The 23277-nt window shown below is 48.0% G+C and carries 23 protein-coding genes and 1 pseudogene; 3 read left to right on the top strand and 21 right to left on the bottom strand.

From position 1 onward, the window contains the following. Positions 1-124: 124 nt before the first annotated feature. The 13 genes from ACLTOH_RS11720 to ACLTOH_RS11660 all read right to left on the bottom strand — a co-directional run bounded on the left by ACLTOH_RS11720 (position 125) and on the right by ACLTOH_RS11660 (position 13198). Positions 125-1306 carry an ABC transporter permease gene (locus tag ACLTOH_RS11720; protein ID WP_412224153.1) on the bottom strand — a complete coding sequence of 394 codons (1182 nt, stop codon included), beginning with the start codon at positions 1304-1306 and terminating at the stop codon, positions 125-127. After that, complete coding sequence (locus ACLTOH_RS11715; protein ID WP_412224152.1) at positions 1296-2114, bottom strand: ABC transporter ATP-binding protein; 819 nt, start codon at positions 2112-2114, stop codon at positions 1296-1298. Before ACLTOH_RS11715 ends, ACLTOH_RS11720 begins: the two co-directional genes overlap by 11 nt. 72 nt (positions 2115-2186) lie before the next feature. After that, positions 2187-3017, bottom strand: a complete 831-nt coding sequence (locus ACLTOH_RS11710) for a TraX family protein (protein WP_412224150.1) — start codon at positions 3015-3017, stop codon at positions 2187-2189. A 142-nt stretch (positions 3018-3159) separates the two neighbouring features. Beyond that, a complete protein-coding gene (locus ACLTOH_RS11705; RefSeq protein WP_117465841.1) occupies positions 3160-3858 on the bottom strand; it encodes a response regulator transcription factor in 699 nt (232 codons plus the stop codon). Positions 3859-4195: 337 nt separating this feature from the next. Next, on the bottom strand, positions 4196-4936 hold the full coding sequence (truA, locus tag ACLTOH_RS11700) for a tRNA pseudouridine(38-40) synthase TruA (protein ID WP_412224148.1): 741 nt from the start codon (positions 4934-4936) through the stop codon (positions 4196-4198). Further along, the gene (ytvI, locus tag ACLTOH_RS11695; protein WP_412201853.1) at positions 4933-6204 is read right to left on the bottom strand and encodes a sporulation integral membrane protein YtvI; all 1272 of its coding nucleotides are present in this window, start codon (positions 6202-6204) and stop codon (positions 4933-4935) included. Before ytvI ends, truA begins: the two co-directional genes overlap by 4 nt. Positions 6205-6259: 55 nt before the next feature. Further along, on the bottom strand, positions 6260-6865 hold the full coding sequence (gene yihA / locus ACLTOH_RS11690; protein ID WP_412201851.1) for a ribosome biogenesis GTP-binding protein YihA/YsxC: 606 nt from the start codon (positions 6863-6865) through the stop codon (positions 6260-6262). 92 nt (positions 6866-6957) lie between these two features. Continuing rightward, positions 6958-8220: an ATP-dependent Clp protease ATP-binding subunit ClpX gene (clpX, locus tag ACLTOH_RS11685; protein ID WP_022312584.1), complete on the bottom strand. Its 1263-nt coding sequence runs from the start codon at positions 8218-8220 to the stop codon at positions 6958-6960. Between the two features lie 18 nt (positions 8221-8238). Further along, entirely contained in the window at positions 8239-8826 is a 588-nt protein-coding gene (clpP, locus tag ACLTOH_RS11680) for an ATP-dependent Clp endopeptidase proteolytic subunit ClpP (protein WP_022154669.1), read from the bottom strand. 168 nt (positions 8827-8994) lie between these two features. After that, positions 8995-10344, bottom strand: coding sequence for a trigger factor (gene tig / locus ACLTOH_RS11675; protein WP_117568915.1), 1350 nt, complete (start codon positions 10342-10344; stop codon positions 8995-8997). A gap of 92 nt (positions 10345-10436) precedes the next feature. Next, the gene (locus tag ACLTOH_RS11670; protein WP_022312586.1) at positions 10437-10715 is read right to left on the bottom strand and encodes a TM1266 family iron-only hydrogenase system putative regulator; all 279 of its coding nucleotides are present in this window, start codon (positions 10713-10715) and stop codon (positions 10437-10439) included. 22 nt (positions 10716-10737) lie between these two features. After that, on the bottom strand, positions 10738-12096 hold the full coding sequence (locus tag ACLTOH_RS11665; protein ID WP_118505015.1) for an ATP-binding cassette domain-containing protein: 1359 nt from the start codon (positions 12094-12096) through the stop codon (positions 10738-10740). Continuing rightward, positions 12083-13198, bottom strand: coding sequence for an ABC transporter substrate-binding protein (locus ACLTOH_RS11660; protein WP_412224147.1), 1116 nt, complete (start codon positions 13196-13198; stop codon positions 12083-12085). The genes ACLTOH_RS11665 and ACLTOH_RS11660 overlap by 14 nt, the downstream gene beginning before the upstream one ends. A 25-nt stretch (positions 13199-13223) precedes the next feature. On the opposite strand from ACLTOH_RS11660, the pseudogene ACLTOH_RS11655 reads away from it, so the two are divergent. Continuing rightward, positions 13224-13449 (top strand): annotated as a pseudogene (locus ACLTOH_RS11655) (hypothetical protein). Positions 13450-13946: 497 nt separating this feature from the next. After that, complete coding sequence (locus ACLTOH_RS11650) at positions 13947-14144, top strand: alpha/beta-type small acid-soluble spore protein (RefSeq protein WP_117465775.1); 198 nt, start codon at positions 13947-13949, stop codon at positions 14142-14144. 620 nt (positions 14145-14764) lie between these two features. Here ACLTOH_RS11650 and fsa read toward each other — a convergent pair. From fsa to ACLTOH_RS11625, 5 genes are all read right to left on the bottom strand, one after another. Continuing rightward, the gene (gene fsa, locus ACLTOH_RS11645) at positions 14765-15418 is read right to left on the bottom strand and encodes a fructose-6-phosphate aldolase (RefSeq protein WP_022312177.1); all 654 of its coding nucleotides are present in this window, start codon (positions 15416-15418) and stop codon (positions 14765-14767) included. 149 nt (positions 15419-15567) lie between these two features. Continuing rightward, positions 15568-16434, bottom strand: a complete 867-nt coding sequence (locus ACLTOH_RS11640; RefSeq protein ID WP_337536676.1) for a serine/threonine protein kinase — start codon at positions 16432-16434, stop codon at positions 15568-15570. Further along, a complete protein-coding gene (locus tag ACLTOH_RS11635) occupies positions 16419-17048 on the bottom strand; it encodes a hypothetical protein (protein ID WP_412224145.1) in 630 nt (209 codons plus the stop codon). The genes ACLTOH_RS11640 and ACLTOH_RS11635 overlap by 16 nt, the downstream gene beginning before the upstream one ends. Before the next feature lie 197 nt (positions 17049-17245). Beyond that, the gene (gene rseP, locus ACLTOH_RS11630) at positions 17246-18301 is read right to left on the bottom strand and encodes an RIP metalloprotease RseP (RefSeq protein WP_022312175.1); all 1056 of its coding nucleotides are present in this window, start codon (positions 18299-18301) and stop codon (positions 17246-17248) included. Continuing rightward, positions 18302-19456, bottom strand: coding sequence for a 1-deoxy-D-xylulose-5-phosphate reductoisomerase (locus ACLTOH_RS11625; RefSeq protein ID WP_022312174.1), 1155 nt, complete (start codon positions 19454-19456; stop codon positions 18302-18304). A gap of 296 nt (positions 19457-19752) precedes the next feature. On the opposite strand from ACLTOH_RS11625, the gene ACLTOH_RS11620 reads away from it, so the two are divergent. Continuing rightward, entirely contained in the window at positions 19753-21024 is a 1272-nt protein-coding gene (locus tag ACLTOH_RS11620) for an IS110 family transposase (protein WP_022204360.1), read from the top strand. A gap of 115 nt (positions 21025-21139) precedes the next feature. Here the strand turns inward: ACLTOH_RS11620 and ACLTOH_RS11615 are convergent, their stop codons facing one another. The 3 genes from ACLTOH_RS11615 to frr are packed head-to-tail and all read right to left on the bottom strand — an operon-like array spanning position 21140 to position 23256. Further along, positions 21140-21967, bottom strand: a complete 828-nt coding sequence (locus ACLTOH_RS11615) for a phosphatidate cytidylyltransferase (RefSeq protein ID WP_118668793.1) — start codon at positions 21965-21967, stop codon at positions 21140-21142. Between the two features lie 3 nt (positions 21968-21970). Next, positions 21971-22690, bottom strand: a complete 720-nt coding sequence (locus ACLTOH_RS11610) for an isoprenyl transferase (RefSeq protein WP_022312178.1) — start codon at positions 22688-22690, stop codon at positions 21971-21973. Positions 22691-22704: 14 nt separating this feature from the next. Continuing rightward, on the bottom strand, positions 22705-23256 hold the full coding sequence (frr, locus tag ACLTOH_RS11605; protein ID WP_022312179.1) for a ribosome recycling factor: 552 nt from the start codon (positions 23254-23256) through the stop codon (positions 22705-22707). Positions 23257-23277 lie beyond the last annotated feature (21 nt).

Raw genomic sequence — 23277 nt, 5'->3', positions numbered from 1 at the left:
GTATGGTTATGCTCCTCATTTTTCTCATGGTTCAAAAAATATCCGGACTTTCGAACATAAAATGTACTTATCTGCAAAAAAACAGCAAACACGTACATTATATTACGCATTTGCTGCATTGTCATCATGAATATATAATTTTCTCGCTCTGGAATGCCCTCGTCAGTCCGAATACCAGCACTCCCGCCGCGCACAGATTTACGATTACCGTCACGATAATTTCCACCGGCTGATAACTAAAGGAAAAAATGCCGTTCATACACTGCACACTGTTGTATACCGGGATCAGATATCGGTATAGCGGGATCTCCTTTCCCTGACTGAGCATGGGGCTCAATCCGATAAATGTCACCACAATGGTAAACGGAGACACTGTTGTAGCTGCCTCTTTCACACTTTTGGCAAAAGCGGAGACCAGTGCGATCATGGATACCAGCACCATTACCGTTGACAGAATGATCAGAAGCAGCATCGCATAATCCATAGGTACGTACACCGAGGAATCCACGCCGGTCAGTTCTCCGCCCATCATTTTCGGCAATGCCGCAAAAGTTCCGATAAAACTGGAACAGCCTGCCAGAAGCGCTATGATACTTAAGGAAAACACTTTTCCCAGAGCCAGGGAACTTCTCTTCATGGGTGTCACCAGTAATGTCGCTATGGTACCCCGCTCCTTTTCCCCAGCAATGGACTCCGGTGCCACAGACATACATCCACTGTACAAAAACATCATAAGCAACAACGGCATCATCATGGAAAACATCTGCCCCGTAGTATCTTTGCTGGTGGCACAGTCATAGTATACCGAATCTCCGGCATTGATATCCAGTTTATTAGCTAAGGAAGTCTCATACTGCTCCAGCACCTCCGATACCTCATTGTAAAAATGAGCGGATTCCGGTTCCGCGGAATTGTAATAAATTTCTACATTGGGCGCAGATTCCCCACTACTGACCTGGTAGTTTTCCACCACTGTATCAAAATCCGCCGGAAATACCACCAGACCATCCACCTGTTTCTCCTGGATCTCCTGACGTATCTCCGTCAGCTGCTCTCTGTCCGCCTGCTGCCAGTCCACCCGCAGTTCCCGCATCTCTTCTCTTACGGAATCCGGCATGTCCACCACATAAGCCTTCGCCACATAAGTATCTTCCGGAAGCATGGTCTTCATCATGACACTGCCCAAAAAGCTGTACACCACATAAATCATAATTCCGGGAAGCAGCAGTGTGGTGATCACCAGTCTTCTGTCTCCGAAAAATCTGGCCAGCTCTTTTTTCATTACTGTGATCGTATTATTTGTCATGGTCCGTTTCCTCCCCACTTACCGCTTCATAGATCTCAAAAAAACGATCCTCCAGACTCTTCTCTCCACAGAGTGTCTGCAGATTTTCACAAACCGTCATCTGCCCATTAATAATAATCCCCACCCGGTCGCAGATCTTCTCTACCAGACTGAAAATGTGCGTTGATACGATAATGGTCTTCCCCTGCTCCTTCAGGTCTAGCAGAAAATCCGTCACCACTTTCGCTGTCAGAATATCTAACCCGTTGGTGGGTTCATCAAAAATTATGATCTCCGGATCCTGCACCAGTGAGATCACCAGGGATACCTTCTGCTTCATTCCTGTGGACAGATCCCGGACTTTCACCTGTGCAAACTCCTGAATGCCAAACCGTGCAAACAGCATGCGTTTTCTGGCATCCCGTCTGTCTGTCGGAATACCGTACAATTCCGAGAAAAAGTCATACAGATAATCCGGGGTAAAAAAATCCTCCAGCTTTAGTTCACTGGTAAGGAAGCCGATCTTACGCCGTACCTCCTCCGGCTGTGTCATTACGCTGCTGCCGGATAACACCGCATCCCCGCTGTCCGGCCGGATCAGCGTTGCCAGCATCCGAAGCGTTGTGGTCTTACCGGCACCGTTGGGTCCCAAAAGCCCGAACACTTCCCCCCTTTTTACGCAAAAACTCACTTGATCCACCGCTGTTTTGGTCTTCGATGCACTGTGCTCCATTTTTCGTTGTTTTGCAGACAGATGAAATGTCTTGCTGATCTCCTGTACACGGATCAACTCTTCGCTGTCCCCTGTCTCCCATTTTTTCTCTTCCATATACGCCATATCCTCCATGTCACTGTCTTCCCCGTCTTCCACTTTACTATTTACAGAGCATCCTGCGGTTCGTCAGATTGCAGGAATTCCCGCAATTCCCATTGCCACACATACCAGCCACAAGAGCAGCAGATGCGCAGGATAGAATAAGTAAAAGAAATATTTATTCTGCCGCCCTCTCGTTCCGTTGTAGAACCAGATCAGAATAAAGGAAAGTGCTGCAAACATCTCCAGGCTGTCCATCAATAAAAAAATGATGACACCGGCCCACATCTGTGCTTTCTTTCGGTTACGGAACAGATAAAGTACAGTGATTGCCAAAATCCCCTTAAAATCATAATCCGTCTTAAGAACCAAGCCCAGTACACATCCTGTCAGAATAATAACGGCATTCAGTCCCACGCGCAGAATCGTTTTTCCAACCGTTGTACCCACAAAATGCTGTTCCACCAGATGAAGTCCCGCGATCACCAGCAGCCCCAATAACAATGTAAAAAATACATTTTGATATGCCGGATAGCATGCCTTGCCGCTGAATGCCAGATCAAAGGGTACCTCCGAAATCAGTGCAAATAAAAACATCCTGCCCAGATACTTTTTCACATTGTGGGTCTTTTGAAATCCCTCTACCAGTAAAAAACAGTAAATGGGGAACGCAAATCTGCCGATGATACGCATTGCCATGTAGATGCCGTACATTCGGCCGTTCTGCCCCATCCAGGCAGTATAGGCCTCCTGATTCGTCATAGCTTCATACAGCCCGTTCCGGATCAACAGCCTTGTCACGATCACAGCCCCGATGTGATCGATCAACATAGTCACTACCGCGATATTTTTCAGCACTGCACTGCTGATTCCACGTTTTTCCTGTATTTTCCCTTCCGATATTACTTCTGTCTGCATCCTTATATTCCATCCTCGGTTTTTGTATTATTTAATTAGTACAATAATGTATTTGTTCTGCTTTGTCAAGCAACCCATTTGTCAGACTCCTACAAAAATGTCCCCTGCTGACGCAGAGGACACACTTATTAACAATCTTTTTTCATCCTACCTTATATCCGGTTCCCCATACCACCTTCAGGTATCTGGGCTCCTTGGGATTGCTCTCGATCTTCTCACGGATGTGGCGGATATGCACCGCAATAGTATTATCCGCTCCGATAGCCTGCATATGCCAGATGGATTCGTAGATCTGGCTGATGGACAGTACCTTGCCGCGCTCCTGCACTAGGAGCCTTAAAATCTTATACTCGATGGGAGTCATCTTCACTTCCCGTCCCTCTACCGTCACTGTGCGGTTCCTGTCGTTGATCTCCAGTCCATCCACGCGGTAAATACTATCAATACTTTCGCACAGATTGACCAGCTGTGTATATCTGCGAAGCTGGGATTTCACTCTGGCTAACAGCTCCAGCGGATTATATCCCACCGTCACATAATCATCTGCCCCGGCATTCAGTGCCATGATCTTGGCGGTCTCCGCATCCTGTGCGGAAATGATAATAATGGGGATCGTAGTCATATTACGGATGTCATGGATCATCTCAATGCCTTCTCCCCAGCCTCTGCCATCCAGTTCCACATCCAGCAGCAGAAGCTGGATCTCCTGTGCACGCAGTAATTCTTGTAACTGTGCTCTCCCCGTCACTGCCACCATTTTTAAGCCTTCTCCTGCGAGAAGGGAACTCATTGTCTCTATCACACCCGTATTATTATTGTATACTGCAACCCTTTTTTCCATGCTCCACACCTTACACCTTTCGTATCGGAAAAGACCCCTCCGCCTTATCTACGTTTATCGTATCCTGTCAATGCATATTTTCTGCAACATAATTATTAAAATTCTATAAACATTTCGTTTTGCTCTTATCCATTCATAAAAGCGTCTGCTTCGCAGCCGACGCCGCTACCGCGGCTCATCTTTTATTTCATGAATAAGACGCTTCGCTCATGGAATCGTAAATACACTGCTTTGCGTGCAAGCACTCACGCAGCATATTTACGATTTCATGGTAAAACGAAACCCTACAACTACATAGACGCAATTGTAGGGCAAAAAGTTGCAGTATTTTTATTTTTCAGGTGTAAAAAACTTCTTCCAGTACCAGTCCTTTGGCAGGTACTAACGCTCCCGCCTTCGCTCTGTCTCCGGACTCCAGTACATCCGTCACACTCTCCGGTGTCCGGATTCCCTTTCCGACCTCGAGGAGGGTTCCCATGAGAATACGGATCATGTGATGCAAAAATCCATTTCCGGTAAATACAAACTCCACACGGTTCTCTATCCGCTCGATCCGGATCTCATCGATCCGGCGGACGGTGGATTTCTTACTTTTCTTCGCAGAGGTAAATGCCTTGAAATCGTGTTCTCCAAGCAATAGCTCCGCCGCCTTTCGCATAGCATCCAAATCTAATGCTTCCGGTTCCTCTGTCGCATAGCGTCTCCAGAACACATCCGGGATCTGACTGTTGATGATGCGGTAGCGGTATCTTTTCCCGGTGGCATTTAGTCTGCTGTGGAATCTGGGTGCCGCCTCCGACACATCCACCACGGCAATGTCCTCTGGCAGATACCGGTTACAATAGGCCATGATCTCTTCTGTACTCATGTCAGATTCCGTATGGAAATTCGCCACCTGTCCCAACGCATGCACTCCTGCATCCGTTCTGCCGCTGGCTGCGATCTCCACAGGCTCCCCGCACATTTTCGTCAAAAGAACTTCCATTTTTCCCTGAATCGTATTGTCTGTGGATGTCTGTTTCTGCCACCCCTGATATCTGGTTCCTTCATATTGCAGTCGCAGTCTGATATTTCTCATGATTTCTTTTCTTTCTGTTTTTTCGCAAAAGCTTCTTTTCGAGCTTCTTTTTGGGCTTCTTTTTGAGCCTCTTCCTCTGCTGCCTGTCTGGCCAGTTCCTCGCTCAGCCTCTGGTCTCTCTCCTGCATCTGCCGCACTTCGTCCATATCCTCTGGCTTCAGTCTGCGGAAATGATTGATTCCGGCTGTCAGGATCTTCACACTGTCCTTGGTCGTCTGTAAAGCGCCCTCCTGATACATGGTCAGAGCGATCAGACCAATGGGCACTGCCACGATCATTCCTACGACACCGCCCAGCTTATATCCTATGTACAGAAGAAACAGGGTCGGCAGAGGCGGCATTCCCACAGAATCTCCCACGATCTTCGGCTGGATCAGCTGACGTGCCAACTGTCCGATGCCCCAGATGATCAGCAGCCCTATAGCCATTTTATAATCAGAGCTTAAGATCTTGATAATTGCCCAGGGGACCATGACGGTTCCGGTTCCAAAGAAAGGCAGGAAATCCAAAAATGCGATTCCCAGTGCGATCAGCAACGCATAGTCTACCTGCAGAACAGCAAATCCGATGACTAATAGTAGATACATCCACACTTCAATCTTAAGCTGTGCCTTAAGATATCCGCCTACTGCTTTGACCAGTCCACGCTTCAGCATATAATACCAAGACAGTACTTCCGCCGGTGTATGCTTACGGAACCAGACTGCCAGCTGGTCTCTCTCAGCCACAAAGAAATAGGAAGAAAGCAGTGCCATGATCAGTCCGATCAGGATCGAAGGAACCTGCTTGGCGAAATTGCCCACGGCATTGATCGTAGGGGTGCCGATCTTACCCAGAAGATCTCCCACATAGCTTCCGATCTGATTGATGACATCCATGATGCTTTGCTGTACATCCGCGGGAAAACGGTTATAGATAACACTCAGGTTCTGTCCGATATCGGCAAAATCATTCTCCGCACTGTCCCAGATGTCCGGCAGTGCACCGATCAATCCCATGATCTCATCGGTTAACTTCGCCCCTACCAGATAAATGATCAATATCACCAGCGCGATGACCGCCACGATGACAAATGCACTTCCCGCTTTTCGCTTGATCTTTACCTTTTCCTCAAAAAACCTCACCAGGGGACTGGCGATCAACGCAATGATCCAGCCTGCCACAAACGGTGCGAAAAATACTAACAGCTTCGGCACCAGGAAAACGATCAACAGCAATATAATAAATGCCACACCCAGATTCACTAAGGCTTTACAATATTTTTTCATATACTCTCACTCTTTCACGCATTCTGCTTTTACACCTATTCATCCTTCCTGCTGTCTATTCCTGTGCAGGAGCCTCTGCTGCCAGCACTCCGTCCAGGATCTCATAGATTTCTTCTCTTCCCTGCTTGGTCTGTGCAGAGTAAGGGATGATCTGTGTATCCGCTCCGGCCTGCAGGGTGGTGCGGATCAGCTTCACCTGCTTCTGTATCTGACTGCGGTTGATCTTGTCCAGCTTGGTGGCAATGATGATGGGATCGTAGCCATTGCGACGGATCCAGTCATACATGATCCGGTCGTTCTCTGAGGGAGCATGCCGGATATCGATCAGCAGAAATACCAGCTTCAGCTGTTTGGATTTATGCAGATAATCTTCGATCATCTTACCCCACTGGGCTTTCACATGCTCATTGGCCTGTGCATAGCCGTAGCCAGGCAGATCTACAAAGTAGATTTCATCGTTAATGTTGTAATAATTGATGGTCTGTGTCTTGCCCGGTTGGGAACTGGTCCTGGCCAGAGACTTACGGTTCATCAATCCGTTGATCAGAGAGGATTTGCCGACATTACTTTTCCCGGCGAATGCCACTTCGGGATGTATATTCTCCGGAAGCTTGCTGGTAATACCACAGACCGTTTCCAGACTTACATTCTTTATGATCATAAAAACTCCATTTCTGCGCTGCTTTTGCGCATCTTAGGTTTGTACTTTTTGCACAAAACGCTGCCCTGTGTGACCACAAGGCAGCGCCCGGATTATTTTGCCTTTTTCAGAGATTCATCATGTATGGTGAGGGGCTCGCTCTCTCCATCCACTGCCGCCTTGGTGACAACACATTCTTCGATGGTGTCATCCGAAGGAATCTCATACATGGTATCCATCATTACGGATTCCATAATGGAGCGTAAGCCTCTGGCTCCGGTCTTGCGTTCCAGTGCCTTGTCAGCAATAGCCTCTATGGCATCCTGCTCAAAGCTCAATTCTACGTTATCCATCTGGAACAGCTTCTGGTACTGTTTTACCAGAGCGTTCTTCGGCTCTTGAAGAATACGGATCAGTGCTTCTCTGTCCAGTCCTCTTAAGGAGACACAGATAGGCACACGTCCTACGAACTCGGGAATCAGACCGAACTTCACCAGATCATGAGGAGTTACTTCCTGCAGCAGTTCGCTGATATCCTTATCCTCTCTTCTGCCCAGCTCCGTATTGAAACCGATGGCCTTACGATCCAGTCTGGACTCTACGATCTTCTCCAGTCCATCGAAAGCACCTCCGCAGATAAACAGAATGTTGGTGGTATCGATCTGAATCAGCTCCTGATGAGGATGCTTTCTGCCTCCCTGGGGAGGTACGCTTGCCACAGTACCCTCGATGATTTTTAACAGAGCCTGCTGTACACCTTCTCCGGATACATCACGGGTAATGGATACATTCTCGCTCTTTTTCGTGATCTTATCGATCTCGTCAATATATACGATACCGTACTGTGCACGCTCTACATCATAATCTGCCGCCTGGATCAGCTTTAACAGGATGTTCTCCACATCCTCACCTACATAACCCGCTTCGGTCAGTGTGGTGGCATCCGCTATGGCAAACGGTACATTGATGATCTTGGCCAGTGTCTGGGCCAGGTAAGTCTTACCGGAACCGGTAGGGCCTACCATGATAATATTACTCTTTTGCAGCTCCACATCATTCAGATCCTTGGGAGCCGTTACTCTTTTGTAATGATTGTACACCGCAACGGAGAGGACTTTTTTGGCCTCCTCCTGTCCGATGACGTATTCATCCAGGAAGTTCTTGATCTCCTTGGGTTTCAGAAGGTTAATGTCGGGACTCGCAGTCTCTTCCACTTCTTCATCTTCCAGTTCTTCCTCCAGGATGTCTGCGCAGATGTCTACGCACTCATCACAGATATATACCCCGGCAGGTCCCGCGATCAGCTTGCGGACCTGACTCTGGGTCTTGTTACAAAATGAACATCTGATGTCATTTCCGGAATTTTTTCCTGCCATTATTATACTCCTGTTGTTTTATGCCTCGTGGAAGGTGATCACCTTATCGATCAGACCATACTCACAAGCTTCCTCAGCGCTTTTCCAGTTATCTCTCTCGGTGTCTGCGCAGATGGTCTCATAATCCTTGCCGGTGTTCTCAGCCAGCATACGGTTCAACTTCTCCTTGGTACGGAGAATATGCTTTGCTGCGATCTCAATCTCGGTAGCCTGACCCTGTGTTCCACCCAGTGGCTGATGAATCATAATTTCTGCATTGGGCAGTGCAAAACGCTTGCCCTTGGCACCGCCTGCTAAAAGGAAAGCTCCCATGCTGGCTGCCATACCAATACATACGGTGGACACATCGCACTTGATATATTTCATGGTATCATAAATTGCCATACCTGCAGTAACGCTTCCGCCCGGGCTGTTGATATACAAATGGATATCCTTATCCGGATCCTCTGCTTCCAGGAACAGCAGCTGTGCTACAATGATGCTGGCAGAAGTCTCATTGACTTCCTCTCCCAGAAAAATGATTCTGTCCTTCAACAGTCTGGAATAAATATCATAAGACCGCTCACCTTTGCTGGTCTGTTCAATGACGTAAGGTACTAAACTCATATTCTAAAACCTCCATTACTTCTGATTAATATTACTATCGTATCCTACTTAGCAGGCTTTTTCAACGAGATTCCAAAGATTTAATAAAAATTTAAAAGAAAGCGTATCCCCACCTCCCTGCGGACGTGGGAATCCGCTTTCTCTTCCTATCGTATCTTAAAGCATAAATTATGCTTCTTCAGGCTTCTCTTCTGCTGCCTTTTCCTTCTTGGTGGTCTTCTTGGCTGCAGCCTTTGCTTCCTTAGCGTTGTCTACGATGAAATCAGCTGCCTTTCTTACGCAGATATCTTCCTTCACCTGCTTAGCGCCCTGCTCACCCAGAAGCTCTTTTACCTTGTCAGCTTCCATCTGGTAAGCTTCTGCCATGCTCTTAACTTCAGCTTCGAAGTCTTCCTCGGTAGCTTCCATCTTCTCAGCAGCTGCTACAGCTTCCAGAACCAGACGGGACTGGATTCTCTTCAGTGCTTCGGGCTTCAGCTGCTCCATCATGGTCTGAGCGGTCAGACCGGTGAACTGCATGTACTGCTCCAGAGTGATTCCCTGTGCCTGGATTCTCTGTGCAAAGTTCTCTAACAGCTGTCTCTGCTGGGTCTCTAACATAGCATCGGGGATCTCCATCTGAGCGTCTGCGATCACTGCATCCAGAACTGCCTCTTCCTTGGCAATCTTAGCTTCCTCTTCCTTCTTGGAAGTCAGCTTCTTCTGTACATCTTCTCTATACTCAGCCATAGTATCGAAATCTGATACCTCGCTTGCGAACTCGTCATCCAGATCAGGAAGCTGCTTCTCCTTGATCTCCTTAACGGTGCACTTGAATACTGCAGGCTTGCCTGCCAGCTCGGTTGCATGATAATCCTCAGGGAAGGTTACGTTTACTTCGGTCTCCTTGTTCAGTTCAGCACCAACCAGTGCCTCTTCAAAACCGGGAATGAAGGAACCGGAACCGATGGTCAGGGGATAGTTCTCACCCTTGCCGCCCTCAAATGCAACACCGTCTACAAAACCTTCGAAATCGATAACGGTCATATCGCCGTCCTTAACAGCACGGTCTTCCACGCTGATGGTTCTGGCATTGCTCTCACGCTCTCTGTTGATCTCAGCGTCGATATCCTCATCGCTTACCTTAACGTCGATCTTGTCAACCTTCACACCCTTGTATTTGCCAAGAGTAACTTCAGGCTTCAGAGCAACCTCTGCGGTAAAGATGAAAGGCTTGCCGGCCTCTAACTGGGTCACATCGATCTTCGGAGAAGATACGATCTGCTCCTCACACTCTTCCAGAGCCTTATCGTAAGCATCGGGAATCAGTGCGTTTGCTGCATCCTCATAGAATACGGACTTGCCGTACATCTGCTCGATCATCTTACGGGGAGCTTTGCCCTTACGGAAACCGGGAATGCTGATCTTGTTCTTATTCTTCTGGTAAGCACCTTCAATTGCCTTCTCCAGTTCTTCAGCAGATACTTCGATGGTCAGCTTGGCCATGTTTTTCTCTAACTTTTCAACCTGTAAACTCATTATAACATTTCCTCCTTTATACCCTTGCGGGTCTGTATCCAGTCGCAGTCATTTTGCAATTATAGCATAAGTTGGAGGAATTGACAACCTTTTTATTTTGGGGCTTTTTGCGCGTCCGGGGCATACAGGCACTTCGTGCTGACTCCGGGGATCATTCCCAGCTTCCCCGACAGGGCACTGACTTTTTCCTGGGGGGCATCCATGACCACACTGATGATGTTCATCTGCTTTTCATGATAAGGTATCCCCATTCTGCCGATGATATATTCCCCATATTCGTGTAAAAGTCCGTTGATCCTTATCGCCGCCTCCGGATCCTCCACAATAATGCCGATCAGGGTCACTCTTGTATTTTCCGTACCTTTTTCCATATCGGTCTTCCTCCTGTGGTTTCTATATCTGCATCTGCGTCATTTCCGAAAATTCTTCTCCGGTTCTGATATGAGTAGCTATCATCACGATCCGGCCTCTCGTCTTCCTCCGGATATAGTCTTCGGCCTTTTTGCGGTTTTCTTCATCCAGTCCGGTAAAAGGCTCATCCAGCAGAACACACTGCGCTCCCGCCTCCATGGCCCGTACCAGAGACACTCTCCGTTTCATGCCTCCCGATAGTTCGTGGCAGGGCTGATCCAACGCTTCTTCCGGCAACAACTGCGTCAATGCCGTTCTCGCCTGTGAAGCATCTCCCAGGATCATTTCCAGATTCTTCACGGCACTACAGTCTTCACACAAACGATCCTCCTGGAATTGCATGGCAAAAGCATCCATTTCCGACACTTCTCCCTCCTCCGGCCGCTCCAGTCCGCACAGACACCGGAAAAAAGTGGTCTTGCCACTGCCGGAAGGGTTATCCAGTACATACGGTTCCCCGCTGTGAAATTCGTGATCCACATGTCGGAAGATCCATTGATTGTGAAAACTTTTTCCAAGATTCCTTACACACAGGGTGCGCTGTTCTCTACCAGCGATTTTCTGTGGCATGGAGGGATCCTTACAGGCAGGCTCCCACCGGAAAAAGACTTCAATCCCGTAGAATATTATTTTTTCAAAAAATACACTGAGTACTACGATCACCGCTGTCCAGGCAAACAGATCCGCCGTATCCAGATAAATCTTCGCCAGATACAGTGCTCCACCGATGGAATGACTGGGAGTGCCAATCACTTCCGCCGCCACTCCGGACTTCCAGCACATTCCCAGAGATAGCTGAAACGCGCTGAGCAAAAAAGGCTTTAATGCCGGACGGTAAATGTAGAAGAACTGAGTACCAAGGGGAAGGCGGAATACCTCCGCCATCTCTAACAGCCCTCTGTCCGCGCTCTTTAGTCCTTCCAGCGTATTCAGGTAAATATTCGGAAATACTACCAGAAAACAGATAGCCACCGCCAGCATGGAAGAACCCCACCAGATCAGCAAAAGCACTGCAAATACCGCTACCGGTACTGCCTTGCAGAATACCATGAAAGGACGCAGGACTTCTTCCGCCAGCGGATAACGGTAGCTGATGGCCGCCAGAAGAAGTGCCAATACCGCCCCCAGCAAAAAGCCGAAGGCGATCCGCCACAGCGAATCAAAGGCACTCCGCCAGAACTCCACCTGCCCGGCCAGAGTAAGCAGTGCCCGCAATGCCTGCAAAGGTGTCACCACCAGCAGGAAATTGTCCACACACATTGCCAGAATCTGCCATACTCCCAGCCAGAACAACAGTATTATAAATTTTTTAACGTATATTTTACCCTTATTCTGCATCATAATAGAAATCGGATTCCGGAAGTCCGCCACCTATGGACAGGGAATCCTGGTGAAACAGTACGTCAAGGTATCCGGAAAGTGCCTGCTTCATTTCAGCTTTGTCAATATAGGTAATGTTGCAGTTCGGAATTGCTTTCTGAGCAATGGGCTCTTTGGCTACGATCTGGGCTTCCACTGCCAGTGCAGCACCGGTGGCAGGGTCTGCATTGATGTCTTCCGCACTTGCCTTATGATCTTCCATAAAGGATTTCACTGCTTCTTCGTTCTCCTCGAGGAATTCCTTGCGAACCACTGTTACACCGGTGACCATGCTGCCGCCGTCCTCTCCCTGTACCTTATTCCACTCTTCGTTTAAGTCGAAGATCACCTTCAGTGCATCATTCTGCATGCAGGCTGCGGTAACAAAAGGCTGAGGCAACAGGCCGATGGCTGTTGGATCTTCTGCCAGTACAGATGCCACCTCTGTTGCTTCGGATTTATACTCCAGTATCACGTCATCCGCAGACATACCATTTGCTGTCAGCAGGTACTGCAATACATAGTCCGGTGTGGTTCCTTTTCCAGTCAGATAAATGGTCTTACCCTTTAGATCGGTAAAGTTTGTCAGACCGTCTTCTCCGGATACCATATAAAGTACACCCAGAGTATTGATATCAATGACTTCCACACCGCCCTGTGTCTTATGATAGAGAACGCTTGCCACATTGGCGGGTACCAGTGCAATGTCCAGATCTCCCTTTACCATCAGCGGCAGGATCTCATCTGCACCAGTAGCCATCTGGAATTCATAGGTATTGGCAGTCTCACCCTTGTCTGCTTTATTCATTAAAAATAAAAGTCCTAATGAGGTCGGTCCCTTTAAGGATGCCACACGTACCAGCGTGCCATCCGCGGTCTCCGTATTTTCTGCTGTGGCTTCTGTGCCTTCCGCAACGGTTTCCGTACTCTCCACCGTTTCAGTGGGCTGTACGCTCTCCGCTGCCAGATCTTCCGACACTGTTTCCACACTCTGTGCCTGTCCGCATCCGGCAAGACCGCTGCACAACAGTCCAAGAGTCAGTGCAAGTGCCAGAGTTTTTGTGATTTTTGTTTTCTTTTTCATTGTTTTTTCGCCTTTCTGTCATAAAATGATGTCGGGGTCAAAAGCCCCCGACTTTGATGCCTACGGATTGTTCCGTGCTACGCACTCCCACGTCTCCGCTCCGCTTCGGTCCGTGCTAGACATGTGCCACTGGCACATAGCACCCTACCCAATATTCGCATATCGTGGGATTATCATCCCACTTTTATGCTCATATCGGGGCGGGTCCTAAGGTCTTTCACCCACCTATGAGCAAGCTCATGTGGGCTTAGACCTTTTGACCCTGGCATCATAAAATAGTTACAATGTAACTATTCAGCCCACCCCAGCATTCGCAAAACCGCACGATAAATCGTGCTTTCTCGCTGCAAGGCAGCTAATTTTGCTCATGTACGGGGCAGTGACTCTATTCAAGCCACCTTGCGAATAAGAAAACTGCTACTTGCATGCAAGCATGAAGTATCAGCCTTCTTATTCGAAGGGGTTCTGAATAGTTACATTTTGACAACAAAAAAACACCTTCTCTTCTCAGCTTCCGCAGTTACGATGTAGCTTCAAAGGTCAGTCACTTCTGTGGGATTCCGGTCAGTGGATCGTTGGTCACGCTTTCCGGTCTCCGTATCCTTCGTTGCTGTTTGAGTGTAACATAAAAATGAAAAACTTACCAGCATGAAAAAAAAGCCGATGCTCATACTAATACCAAGATAAGTGATCACAAAAAGCGCTTATCTGAAACAAGAAAACCCAAATCCAAACGGAGGTGAACGAAATGGCAAGTAAAACCAATAGAGTAGAAGTTCCCGAAGCAAAGGCTGCAATGGACCGTTTCAAGACTGAGGTAGCATCTGAGCTGGGTGTTAACCTGAAAGAGGGTTACAACGGCGACCTTACTTCTAAGGAAGCAGGAAGCATCGGCGGTGAGATGGTCCGTCGTATGATCAAGAAGCAGGAAGAGCAGATGAAATAAGCTCTGCCGGAATCGACAGAACCCAAAAGAAGCTGTACAGAGATATTCTCTGTACAGCTTCTTACTGTGTCAGTATCTTTGGTGAATCACGCGCTTCTCCGTGCTTCGCACTCTCGAACCGCTACAGCCATTCGCATTCCGGGCTGTCGCCCTACTTGCTCACGGTGCGTCTTCTTTGGTGAATCACGCGCTTCTCCGTGCTTCGCACTCTCGAACCGCTACAGCCATTCGCATTCCGGGCTGTCGCCCTACTTGCTCACGGTGCGTCTTCTTTGGTGAATCACGCGCTTCTCCGTGCTTCGCACTCTCGAACCGCTACAGCCATTCGCATTCCGGGCTGTCGCCCTACTTGCTCACGGTGCGTCTTCTTTGGTGAATCACGCGCTTCTCCGTGCTTCGCACTCTCGAACCGCTACAGCCATTCGCATTCCGGGCTGTCGCCCTACTTGCTCACGGTGCGTCTTCTTTGGTGAATCACGCGCTTCTCCGTGCTTCGCACTCTCGAACCGCTACAGCCATTCGCATTCCGGGCTGTCGCCCTACTTGCTCATGTCTGTTTGTCCGTCTAATGCATAGGCGTTCCTGACTGCAAGCAGTCGTCCCGCCTATGCATTGACAGACTATTCACCAAAGACTGCCTTATAATCTGCCTGGAACTTGGCGATACCGGCATCAGTCAGAGGATGCTTTACCATCTGCTCGATAACGGAGTAAGGAACGGTAGCAATATCCGCACCTGCCAGTGCACAATCGGTTACATGGATGGGATTACGCACGCTTGCTGCGATGATCTGGGTATCCAGATCGGTCACTGCGAAAATATCAGCGATATCACGGATCAGATCTACACCTCTGGTGCTGATATCATCCAGTCTGCCCAGGAAAGGAGATACATAGGTAGCACCTGCGCGGGCAGCCAACAGAGCCTGGTTCGCAGAGAAGATCAGGGTCACATTGGTCTTGATTCCCTCAGAGCTTAATACCTTACATGCTTTTAAACCTTCTACAGTCATAGGGATCTTAACGACCATATTCGGATGGATCGCTGCAATCTCTCTTCCTTCTTTGATCATACCCTCTGCATCTACGGTGGTAGCCTTTACCTCACCGCTGATAGGTCCGTCCACGATGGATGCAATCTCTTTGATCACTTCTACGAAATCTCTGCCCTCTTTTGCGATCAGGGAGGGATTGGTAGTTACTCCGCAAATAACCCCCATGTCATTTGCTTTCTTAATGTCTTCTACTTTTGCAGTGTCAATAAAAAAACGCATAACTCTTCTCCTTTTGCTATGTAAATTTAATTGCTTCCGGTCCTCATACGCTTCTTTGAACCTTTAGTTACAGTATACTCATTTCTCTCCAAAACAGCAAGCACTTTTTTGTAAAATTTCTTGATTGTGTTCGAGCACGGAACGTACAACTATGGGCAGTACAACTTCCGGACATAGTAAAAATCAGCTGCCCTACATGCACGTTTCCTCTCCCTCCCGGAATCATCCGTCACCATCAAAAGAGTACGCAGCATTTTGATCTCCGGGATACGATCCTTACGCTCTTCACAGGTTGCCATGGCGATCACTTTGCGAAGCCATTTTTCCTGTCTTTGGTCTTTTCGTCCGCAACGTTTTTCCGCATTACGCCTCCTTATTCCCCCAGATTGTCTGACTGTGCCGTCTGTGTCATCTCCCAACATAACTGCCAGCAGTCTGCCCACTGCATAGACATCACTCTCTTCCCCGGGAATCTCCCCCGGCACGAACTGCTCCGGAGCGCTGAAGCTTCGGTTTCCCGCTCCCGACCAGTCCTGCTCCCGGTTCCACAGACATCCCAGATCCAGAATCCCCGCTCTGCCATCCACGCGGATGCGGATATTTTCCGGCTTCAGATCCCGGTAGAGAAACGGATGCGGCCGTTCATGCAGATATTGCAATCCCTCTGTAATCTGCAAAGCTATCCGGGCCGCCTGTCCCGGTGACAGTCTCCCCCTCCTGTCCAGCATTTTCCGCAAGTCACAGCCATCCCAGAATTCCATGACCAGATACCCCCATTCCCCGTCTGTCCAGTGTTCTCTGTAGGCCGGAAACAGAGGATGACAGATCTCTCTGCTGTTACGACACTCCTGTTCCCACTGTTCTGTAACTTTCGATATCTTACATGCCTGAAAGTCCCTTTTTTCGTCCCGGACGCGGTAAACCTTCGCGAAACTCCCCTTGCCCACAAATACCGGATCCCGATAGCCATGTTCCTTTAATGATCTGCCCATATTTTCTGTTATTCTCTGCTCCATCCTTTTCCTCCCATAACCGGCAGGATCCACACCGCTCCCATGTGTGTTCCTCCGTGTCTCTCCGCCTTTTCTCCCAGTTCCTTCAGCCGTCTTGCAGCGCCTTCCATGCGTTCCCGTACATCCGGTCTTCCTGCAATCTGCGGTTGCAGACATGCTGTCAGTTCCTCTTCACAGAAATTCAGGAACCCATTGTCCGCCATCAACATGGCCGTCCCCGGTTCCACTTCTCCCGCCATGCAGGATTCCTGCATCGTCCTCCATTGTGTCCTGCCGAATCTCTGAAAACATCCACAGATCCGCATTCTCCCGTGACTGAAAAACAATACTCTGCTCCCCACGCATAAGATTCCCGCATAACTGTCATCCTGCTTTTGCTGCCTTATAATGTCCATCCATTTCTCCTGCAATATTTCTTCCCGAAACGGCCTCCAGACATTCTCTTCTTCCAGTTCCTCCTCCATTTTGTTTTGCAGACTTCTTACCAGTTCCCCGTTGTCCGAGATACAGGCGCATACCACGGAAATCCCCAGCCTACGGTATTTTCGTTGCTGCAAAGATAAAAACAGCTCTGCAGGTGTTTCCTTTTGCCAATAACAGGCTGTCACATGCTCCATACGCATTCCTCCTTTTTTATTCTGTTTTGTCCGTACTGTTTCTTACTTCAGTGTTACATTGCTACATCAGGAAATTTTTGCCGATCGGCATGAAATTTTTCAAAGAAATGTGCCTTGCACAAATATAAAAAGAGCATACCATGCGGTATGCCCTTTGTCAACGGATCTTACTTATTGAACGTCTTGAATTATCCGGCTTATCCGAAGATATTAACCAGATCATTAAATAACAGGAACACCATCAGTACCATGAAGAACATCAGTCCAATAAAGTGTACCATGCCTTCTTTTTCGGGAGGCACCGGCTTGTGTGTGATGGCTTCCCAGATCAGGAATACCAGTCGGCCGCCGTCCAGCGCGGGGATCGGCAGAAGATTCAGAATTCCCAGGTTAACAGTAAGCATCAGGGTGATGTTCAACATATTCACCAGTACATTCTGCCAGCCGTAATCCTTGGTACTTTCGTAGGTCTTGCCAACAACATTTACCGCGATGCCTACAGGGCCTGCCACATCCTGCCTGGAGACCTGCCCCTGCACCAGCATCGCCAGACTCTTCCAGGTCATGTTCACGCAGTAGCGCATCTCATACCAGGAATACCGGAAGCTGTCCAATCCGGACAGTTCTACGAAATCCGCATTACTGATGCCGATCAGATAGCGGCCTTCGCTCTCATCGTACTTCGGTGTCAGCGTTGTAGTTCCCTTTACACCATCCCTTTCATATTCCACCGCTACTTCTCCGCCACGGTAAGTCAGAGTAAATAACTGTATTTCTTCATACAGGTGTATTTTACTGCCATTTAAGGAAAGTATCCTGTCTCCGGCCTCCAGTCCCGCTTCCTGTGCGGCGCCGCCATCCACGATCTCCGTGGCTACCGGATCACGGATCACAATCAGATTCACCATAATAAAGGCAATGATAAAGCCCAGAATAAAGTTAAATATCGGTCCTGCCAACACGGTGGAAATCCTCGCCCACACATTGGCGTTCAGGAAAGATCCGCTGTGATCTTCACCGTCCTCCTTCTCATTCAGACCGTCTTCCCCCTCAAACATACAGGCTCCGCCGATGGGAAGAAGCTTCAGGGAATATTTCGTGTCTCCTTTCTGGAAAGAAAACAGATTCGGGCCCATACCCACGGAAAATTCTATCACATGAATTCCATTGGCCTTCGCCAGCAGAAAATGTCCGAATTCATGTGAGATTACCACCACCCCAAAGATCAATACAAACAAGATCAAAGTAACCATTTATTGCCTCTCAGAATACACTTTTTCAATAAAATCATAGACAGATGCCTCTGTCTCCAGGATCTCCTCCACATTCGGATTCTCGATCACCTTATGCTGCTCCATGGCCTCACGAATCAGCTCCGGGATCTGAAGATAAGCGATCTTACGGTCTAAGAACAGTCCTACTGCTTTCTCGTTGGCTGCATTATACACCGTAGGCATACTGCCGCCGATGCGCTGTGCATCATAAGCCAGCTTCAGGCCAAAGAATGTCTCCATATCCGGCTTTTCAAATGTGATCTGTGCCAGTTCATAGAAGTCCAGACGTTTTCCCGGCATTGGACGCCGATCTGGATAAAACAGCGCATACTGGATCGGCAGTTTCATATCCGGAGTTCCCAACTGTGCGATCACCGCTCCGTCCACATACTGTACTGCGGAATGGATAATGCTCTGGGGATGCACAATGACCTGGATCTGATCCAGATCAACACCGAACAGCCACTTTACTTCCATGACTTCCAGGCCTTTGTTCACCAGAGTGGAAGAATCAATGGTGATCTTCCGTCCCATGGACCAGTTGGGATGCTTCAAAGCATCCTCCACCTGAATATTTTGCAGTTGCTCTCTGGTCCTGCCGCGGAACGGTCCACCGGATGCCGTAAGCAGGATCTTCTCGATTCTTCCGGCCGGTTCTCCGTTCAGTGACTGGAAGATTGCGCTGTGCTCACTGTCCACCGGCAGGATCTTCACACCCATTTTCGCCGCTAACGGCATAATGATGTGCCCTGCCGTTACCAGCGTCTCCTTGTTAGCCAGGGCAATATCTTTCCCTGCTTCAATGGCCGCGATCGTCGGTCTGATACCAATCATTCCCACAATCGCCGTCACTAATACCTGGGACTGCGGCATTGTTGCGATCTCAAGCAGACCGTCCATGCCACTTACAACCTTCACAGGTAAATCCGCCACACGGCTCCGCAGGTCTGCTGCCGCTTCCTCACTCCACATGCCTGCGATCAGAGGATGGAATTCTCTGATCTGCTGTTCCATCTGTTCTACGCTTTTTCCGGCAGCCAGTGCTGCCACCTGCAATTCCGGATTATTGCGAACGACTTCCAGAGTCTGGGTTCCGATGGAGCCGGTAGACCCCAGAATTGCTATTTTTTTCATAGTTTTTGTCATTCCTTTCGCTTCGCTCAAGGCACAAACAAGTTATGAAAAATGTTGTGCCCCTCCACTCTTTGATTTATAATTCTTTCAAGGAATAGCAATACACTACAGAGCACGGAAGGAGAAGTGGCGAATTTATTTCGACCCCGTATAGTTATATGTGCCGTCATCCTTACAAGCACAAACAAGTGGGACATTGAGCCCGGACTCTTATCATTGGTAATAAACCATGTTTATTCAGTCGCAGGATGACAGTCAATGTTGCTATTCCCTTTTTATTAAGGTGGTGATACTTAATGATGAAGTTAAAATACTCCATCTGCTGTGGACTTGATGTCCACAAAAATGTTATCGTTGCAACCATCGTAACTACCAATAAGGACGGCATATCCGAATATCTGCAAAAATCTTTTTCAACCATCAACTCAGATATTCAAAGGTTTCACAACTGGCTTATCGAGAATAATTGCTATCATGTTTGTATGGAATCCACCGGAAAGTATTGGATTCCTATTTTTAATTATCTCGAAAATGACATTGATGTCTGCCTTACACATCCGAAGTATGTCAAAGCCATTAAAGGCAAGAAAACGGACAAAAAGGATTCTAAATGGATTGCCGACCTCTACAAATTTGATCTTGTCAGATGTTCCTTTATTCCTCCAAAAGATTTTCGTCAGCTTAGGGAACTTTCCAGATACCGTTTCAAGCTGGTCTGCATGAAGTCTTCCGAGAAGAATCGCATCCAGAACTGTATGACCATTTCCAATGTCGGCATTGCCAGTGTTCTTTCTGATCCTTTTGGCAAGACAGCAACTGAAATCATCTCTTATCTATTGGAGCATACTGCCGATTCCATGGATGAAAAAGCTGTCCGCAAACTCATAAAGAAAGGGGCTAAATCCAAGTCTGATGAAATCATCGAAGCCATCAAAGGCTACACTATTGAAACAGATCAGGCTAAAAAACTAGAGCTTGCCCGGGGGCATCTGGAATATCTCGATGATATGATTACCCAGACCGAAGTGGAACTCTATGTCCGCATCAAGCCTTATTACGAGTTCGTGGAGTTTGTCAGTACCATGCCCGGCATGACAGAGTTAAGTTCCACGATTGTTCTTGCAGAAACAGGCGTTGATATGGATATTTTTGATGATGCAAAACATCTGTGTTCCTGGTGCGGACTTTCTCCTGCCAACAATGAATCCGCTGGTAAGAAAAAGTCTGTCCGCATTGCCAAAGCAGGCGATTACCTGAAACCAATGATGGTTCAATGTGCCCTTGCTGCAATTAAGAGCAAAAAGCAGCCTTATTTTGCAATCAAATATGGTCGAATCAAAAAGCGACGTGGACACAAAAAGGCAATCATTGCCATTGCAAGAATGATGATGGTCTGTATTTACCACATGGTTTCAGAAAAGAAGCCCTTTACCCCTACTGACTATGAGGAATTGATGGACCCTCAGAATCATGTAGAGAGTGTCGTCTTGAATGAGAACAATGTGTTTGCTTACCTTGAAAGCCTTGGTTACGACAGCTCTAAGTTAGTGAAACGCAACGATAACTAACATTTTTTCTGCTTTCTATACTTGTAAAAACAGGGTTTTATGAACCCTTATATAAGTGCGCCCAAAAATCTACTTTATTTTTCACTCTTATGCTCCTTGTATCTTACCTTTGGGACTAACGCAGTCCAATCATCAGAATGGCAAGAAAATACGTCATCGGTGCTGTCACCGTCATGCTGTCAAACCGGTCCATGATCCCACCATGTCCGGGGATCAGTTTGCCATAATCCTTGATGTTATGGTTCCTCTTGATGGCAGATGCCGCCAAGTCACCGACCATACTCATCACCGCGCCCGCCGCACAGATGAATGCGATTGTCCAGGTGATGATCTGATCAGGGAATGCCGCTTCCACAAAGAAATGTGCATACAAACCACCGATCAGGGCTGCTCCGGCGACACCGCCGATACATCCCTCGAGAGACTTATGCGGGCTTAATTCCGGGAAAATATGCTTCTTTCCGATCAGTTTGCCGACAACATAGGCACAGGTATCGCATCCCCATGAACTGATCAGGATCAGCCATACCAGATAAATTCCGTTCTCGCACTCGCGGGTCAGATAGACAAAGGACAACAGCACCGGTGCATACAGGAAAGAGAACACTGCTGCCATGACCTGACTTGCCTGATATTTCGGAAAGGCTGCCACATAGCAGAACATTTCCGCCATGAACAGTGCTACAATACACATCAGCAGTAATGTATGGTCTCTGGTGAAAAACAGTGTTGCATAATATGCCGTCACTCCCACAAAACCGATCCATTCCAGTGCATTAAATTTTTTCTCATCCGTTGCACATTTTAATGCCTTGGTAAGCTCTCTGTATGCAATCAGAGAAATAAGCCACAACGGCACTGCCAGAAATACATTGCCGAAGCTGAACGTAGCCAGTGCAATGGCAAGCAATACGATGCCACTGAGCAAACGGGTCCAAAACATAAGCTATTCCTCCTTCAGGCCGCCATATCTTCTGTCTCTATGATTATATGCTTCCACAGCCTTGATCAATTCTTCTTTTGTAAAATCCGGCCAGGGAACCGGGGTAAAATAAAACTCCGTATATGCCAGCTGCCACAACAGGAAATTGGAAATCCTCTGTTCATTGCAGGTTCGGATCAGCAGATCCGGATCCGGAATTCCAGCAGTATCCAGGTATCCTTCCAGAGTATCTGCCGTGATCCCTGCAGGATCCACTTCTCCACTCTGTACTTTTGCGGACAGTTTTTTCACTGCACGGACGATCTCATCCCTGCCTCCGTAATTGATGGCAATCTGGAAATGCAGGCCATCGTTGTTCTTTGTGGCCTCTTCCAGTTCCGCGATCCGCGTCCGGATATCCTCATCCAGTCTGGTCTTGTCACCCAGGACTCTGACACACATACGGTTCTTCTCCGCTGTCTTCAGACAGGTCTTCATATAATTGCGGAGCAGCTTCATCAGCGCGTCCACTTCATCCTGCGGGCGGTTCCAGTTCTCTGTAGAAAAAGCATATACTGTCAGATACTGGATTCCCATACGGTACGCCTCTTCACAGATCACTTCCACCGTCTTGGCTCCCTGCATATGCCCGTAATTGCGGGGCATTCCTTTTGCTTTGGCCCAACGGCCGTTGCCGTCCAGAATAATTGCTACATGATTCGGAATTTTCAGATTCTCTTCCATAGTTTTAAACCTTCTTAAACCGTCATGATTTCCTTGGACTTGCTGTCGATCAGAGCATCAATATCCTTTACATACTTGTCGGTAAGCTTCTGCAGATCATCTTCCAGACCCTTGATCTCATCTTCGGATACTTCTGTCTTTGCCAGCTTCTTGAAGGCATCGTTGCCGTCTCTTCTGATATTACGGATAGCTACTTTGCCTTCCTCACCCTTCTTCTTTACTTCTTTTACCAGATCTTTTCTGCGTTCCTCGGTAAGCTCCGGGAATACCAGGCGGATCACACTGCCGTCGTTGGAAGGGTTGATACCGATATCGGAAGTCATGATTGCTTTCTCGATCTCTTTGATCAGAGACTTCTCCCAGGGAGCGATCTGGATGATACGTGCCTCGGGAACGGTTACATTACCCACCTGCTGAATGGGGGTAGGAGTTCCATAGTAGTCAACTCTCAGTTTGTCTAATACATGAGGGTTCGCACGTCCCGCACGGATAGCAGCAAAATCTGCCTCCAGAAACTCATAAGCCTTCTGCATCTTGTCACTATATACCTGTACTCTTGCGTCCATTGTTTTCCTCTCTTCTGCGCT

The organism is Waltera sp., from assembly GCF_046969025.1.
In the GTDB taxonomy this organism is placed as follows: Bacteria; Bacillota; Clostridia; order Lachnospirales; family Lachnospiraceae; genus Acetatifactor; species Acetatifactor acetigignens.
This window is presented reverse-complemented; position numbering and strand designations above follow the sequence as displayed.

What these genes read in the sequence shown, in the direction of transcription:
- ACLTOH_RS11720 (WP_412224153.1), bottom strand. Translation starts at nt 1,306, where the DNA reads ATGACAAATAATACGATCACAGTAATGAAAAAAGAGCTGGCCAGATTT.
- ACLTOH_RS11715 (WP_412224152.1), bottom strand. Translation starts at nt 2,114, where the DNA reads ATGGAAGAGAAAAAATGGGAGACAGGGGACAGCGAAGAGTTGATCCGT.
- ACLTOH_RS11710 (WP_412224150.1), bottom strand. Translation starts at nt 3,017, where the DNA reads ATGCAGACAGAAGTAATATCGGAAGGGAAAATACAGGAAAAACGTGGA.
- ACLTOH_RS11705 (WP_117465841.1), bottom strand. Translation starts at nt 3,858, where the DNA reads ATGGAAAAAAGGGTTGCAGTATACAATAATAATACGGGTGTGATAGAG.
- truA (WP_412224148.1), bottom strand. Translation starts at nt 4,936, where the DNA reads ATGAGAAATATCAGACTGCGACTGCAATATGAAGGAACCAGATATCAG.
- ytvI (WP_412201853.1), bottom strand. Translation starts at nt 6,204, where the DNA reads ATGAAAAAATATTGTAAAGCCTTAGTGAATCTGGGTGTGGCATTTATT.
- yihA (WP_412201851.1), bottom strand. Translation starts at nt 6,865, where the DNA reads ATGATCATAAAGAATGTAAGTCTGGAAACGGTCTGTGGTATTACCAGC.
- clpX (WP_022312584.1), bottom strand. Translation starts at nt 8,220, where the DNA reads ATGGCAGGAAAAAATTCCGGAAATGACATCAGATGTTCATTTTGTAAC.
- clpP (WP_022154669.1), bottom strand. Translation starts at nt 8,826, where the DNA reads ATGAGTTTAGTACCTTACGTCATTGAACAGACCAGCAAAGGTGAGCGG.
- tig (WP_117568915.1), bottom strand. Translation starts at nt 10,344, where the DNA reads ATGAGTTTACAGGTTGAAAAGTTAGAGAAAAACATGGCCAAGCTGACC.
- ACLTOH_RS11670 (WP_022312586.1), bottom strand. Translation starts at nt 10,715, where the DNA reads ATGGAAAAAGGTACGGAAAATACAAGAGTGACCCTGATCGGCATTATT.
- ACLTOH_RS11665 (WP_118505015.1), bottom strand. Translation starts at nt 12,096, where the DNA reads ATGATGCAGAATAAGGGTAAAATATACGTTAAAAAATTTATAATACTG.
- ACLTOH_RS11660 (WP_412224147.1), bottom strand. Translation starts at nt 13,198, where the DNA reads ATGAAAAAGAAAACAAAAATCACAAAAACTCTGGCACTTGCACTGACT.
- ACLTOH_RS11650 (WP_117465775.1), top strand. Translation starts at nt 13,947, where the DNA reads ATGGCAAGTAAAACCAATAGAGTAGAAGTTCCCGAAGCAAAGGCTGCA.
- fsa (WP_022312177.1), bottom strand. Translation starts at nt 15,418, where the DNA reads ATGCGTTTTTTTATTGACACTGCAAAAGTAGAAGACATTAAGAAAGCA.
- ACLTOH_RS11640 (WP_337536676.1), bottom strand. Translation starts at nt 16,434, where the DNA reads ATGGAGCAGAGAATAACAGAAAATATGGGCAGATCATTAAAGGAACAT.
- ACLTOH_RS11635 (WP_412224145.1), bottom strand. Translation starts at nt 17,048, where the DNA reads ATGGAGCATGTGACAGCCTGTTATTGGCAAAAGGAAACACCTGCAGAG.
- rseP (WP_022312175.1), bottom strand. Translation starts at nt 18,301, where the DNA reads ATGGTTACTTTGATCTTGTTTGTATTGATCTTTGGGGTGGTGGTAATC.
- ACLTOH_RS11625 (WP_022312174.1), bottom strand. Translation starts at nt 19,456, where the DNA reads ATGAAAAAAATAGCAATTCTGGGGTCTACCGGCTCCATCGGAACCCAG.
- ACLTOH_RS11620 (WP_022204360.1), top strand. Translation starts at nt 19,753, where the DNA reads ATGATGAAGTTAAAATACTCCATCTGCTGTGGACTTGATGTCCACAAA.
- ACLTOH_RS11615 (WP_118668793.1), bottom strand. Translation starts at nt 21,967, where the DNA reads ATGTTTTGGACCCGTTTGCTCAGTGGCATCGTATTGCTTGCCATTGCA.
- ACLTOH_RS11610 (WP_022312178.1), bottom strand. Translation starts at nt 22,690, where the DNA reads ATGGAAGAGAATCTGAAAATTCCGAATCATGTAGCAATTATTCTGGAC.
- frr (WP_022312179.1), bottom strand. Translation starts at nt 23,256, where the DNA reads ATGGACGCAAGAGTACAGGTATATAGTGACAAGATGCAGAAGGCTTAT.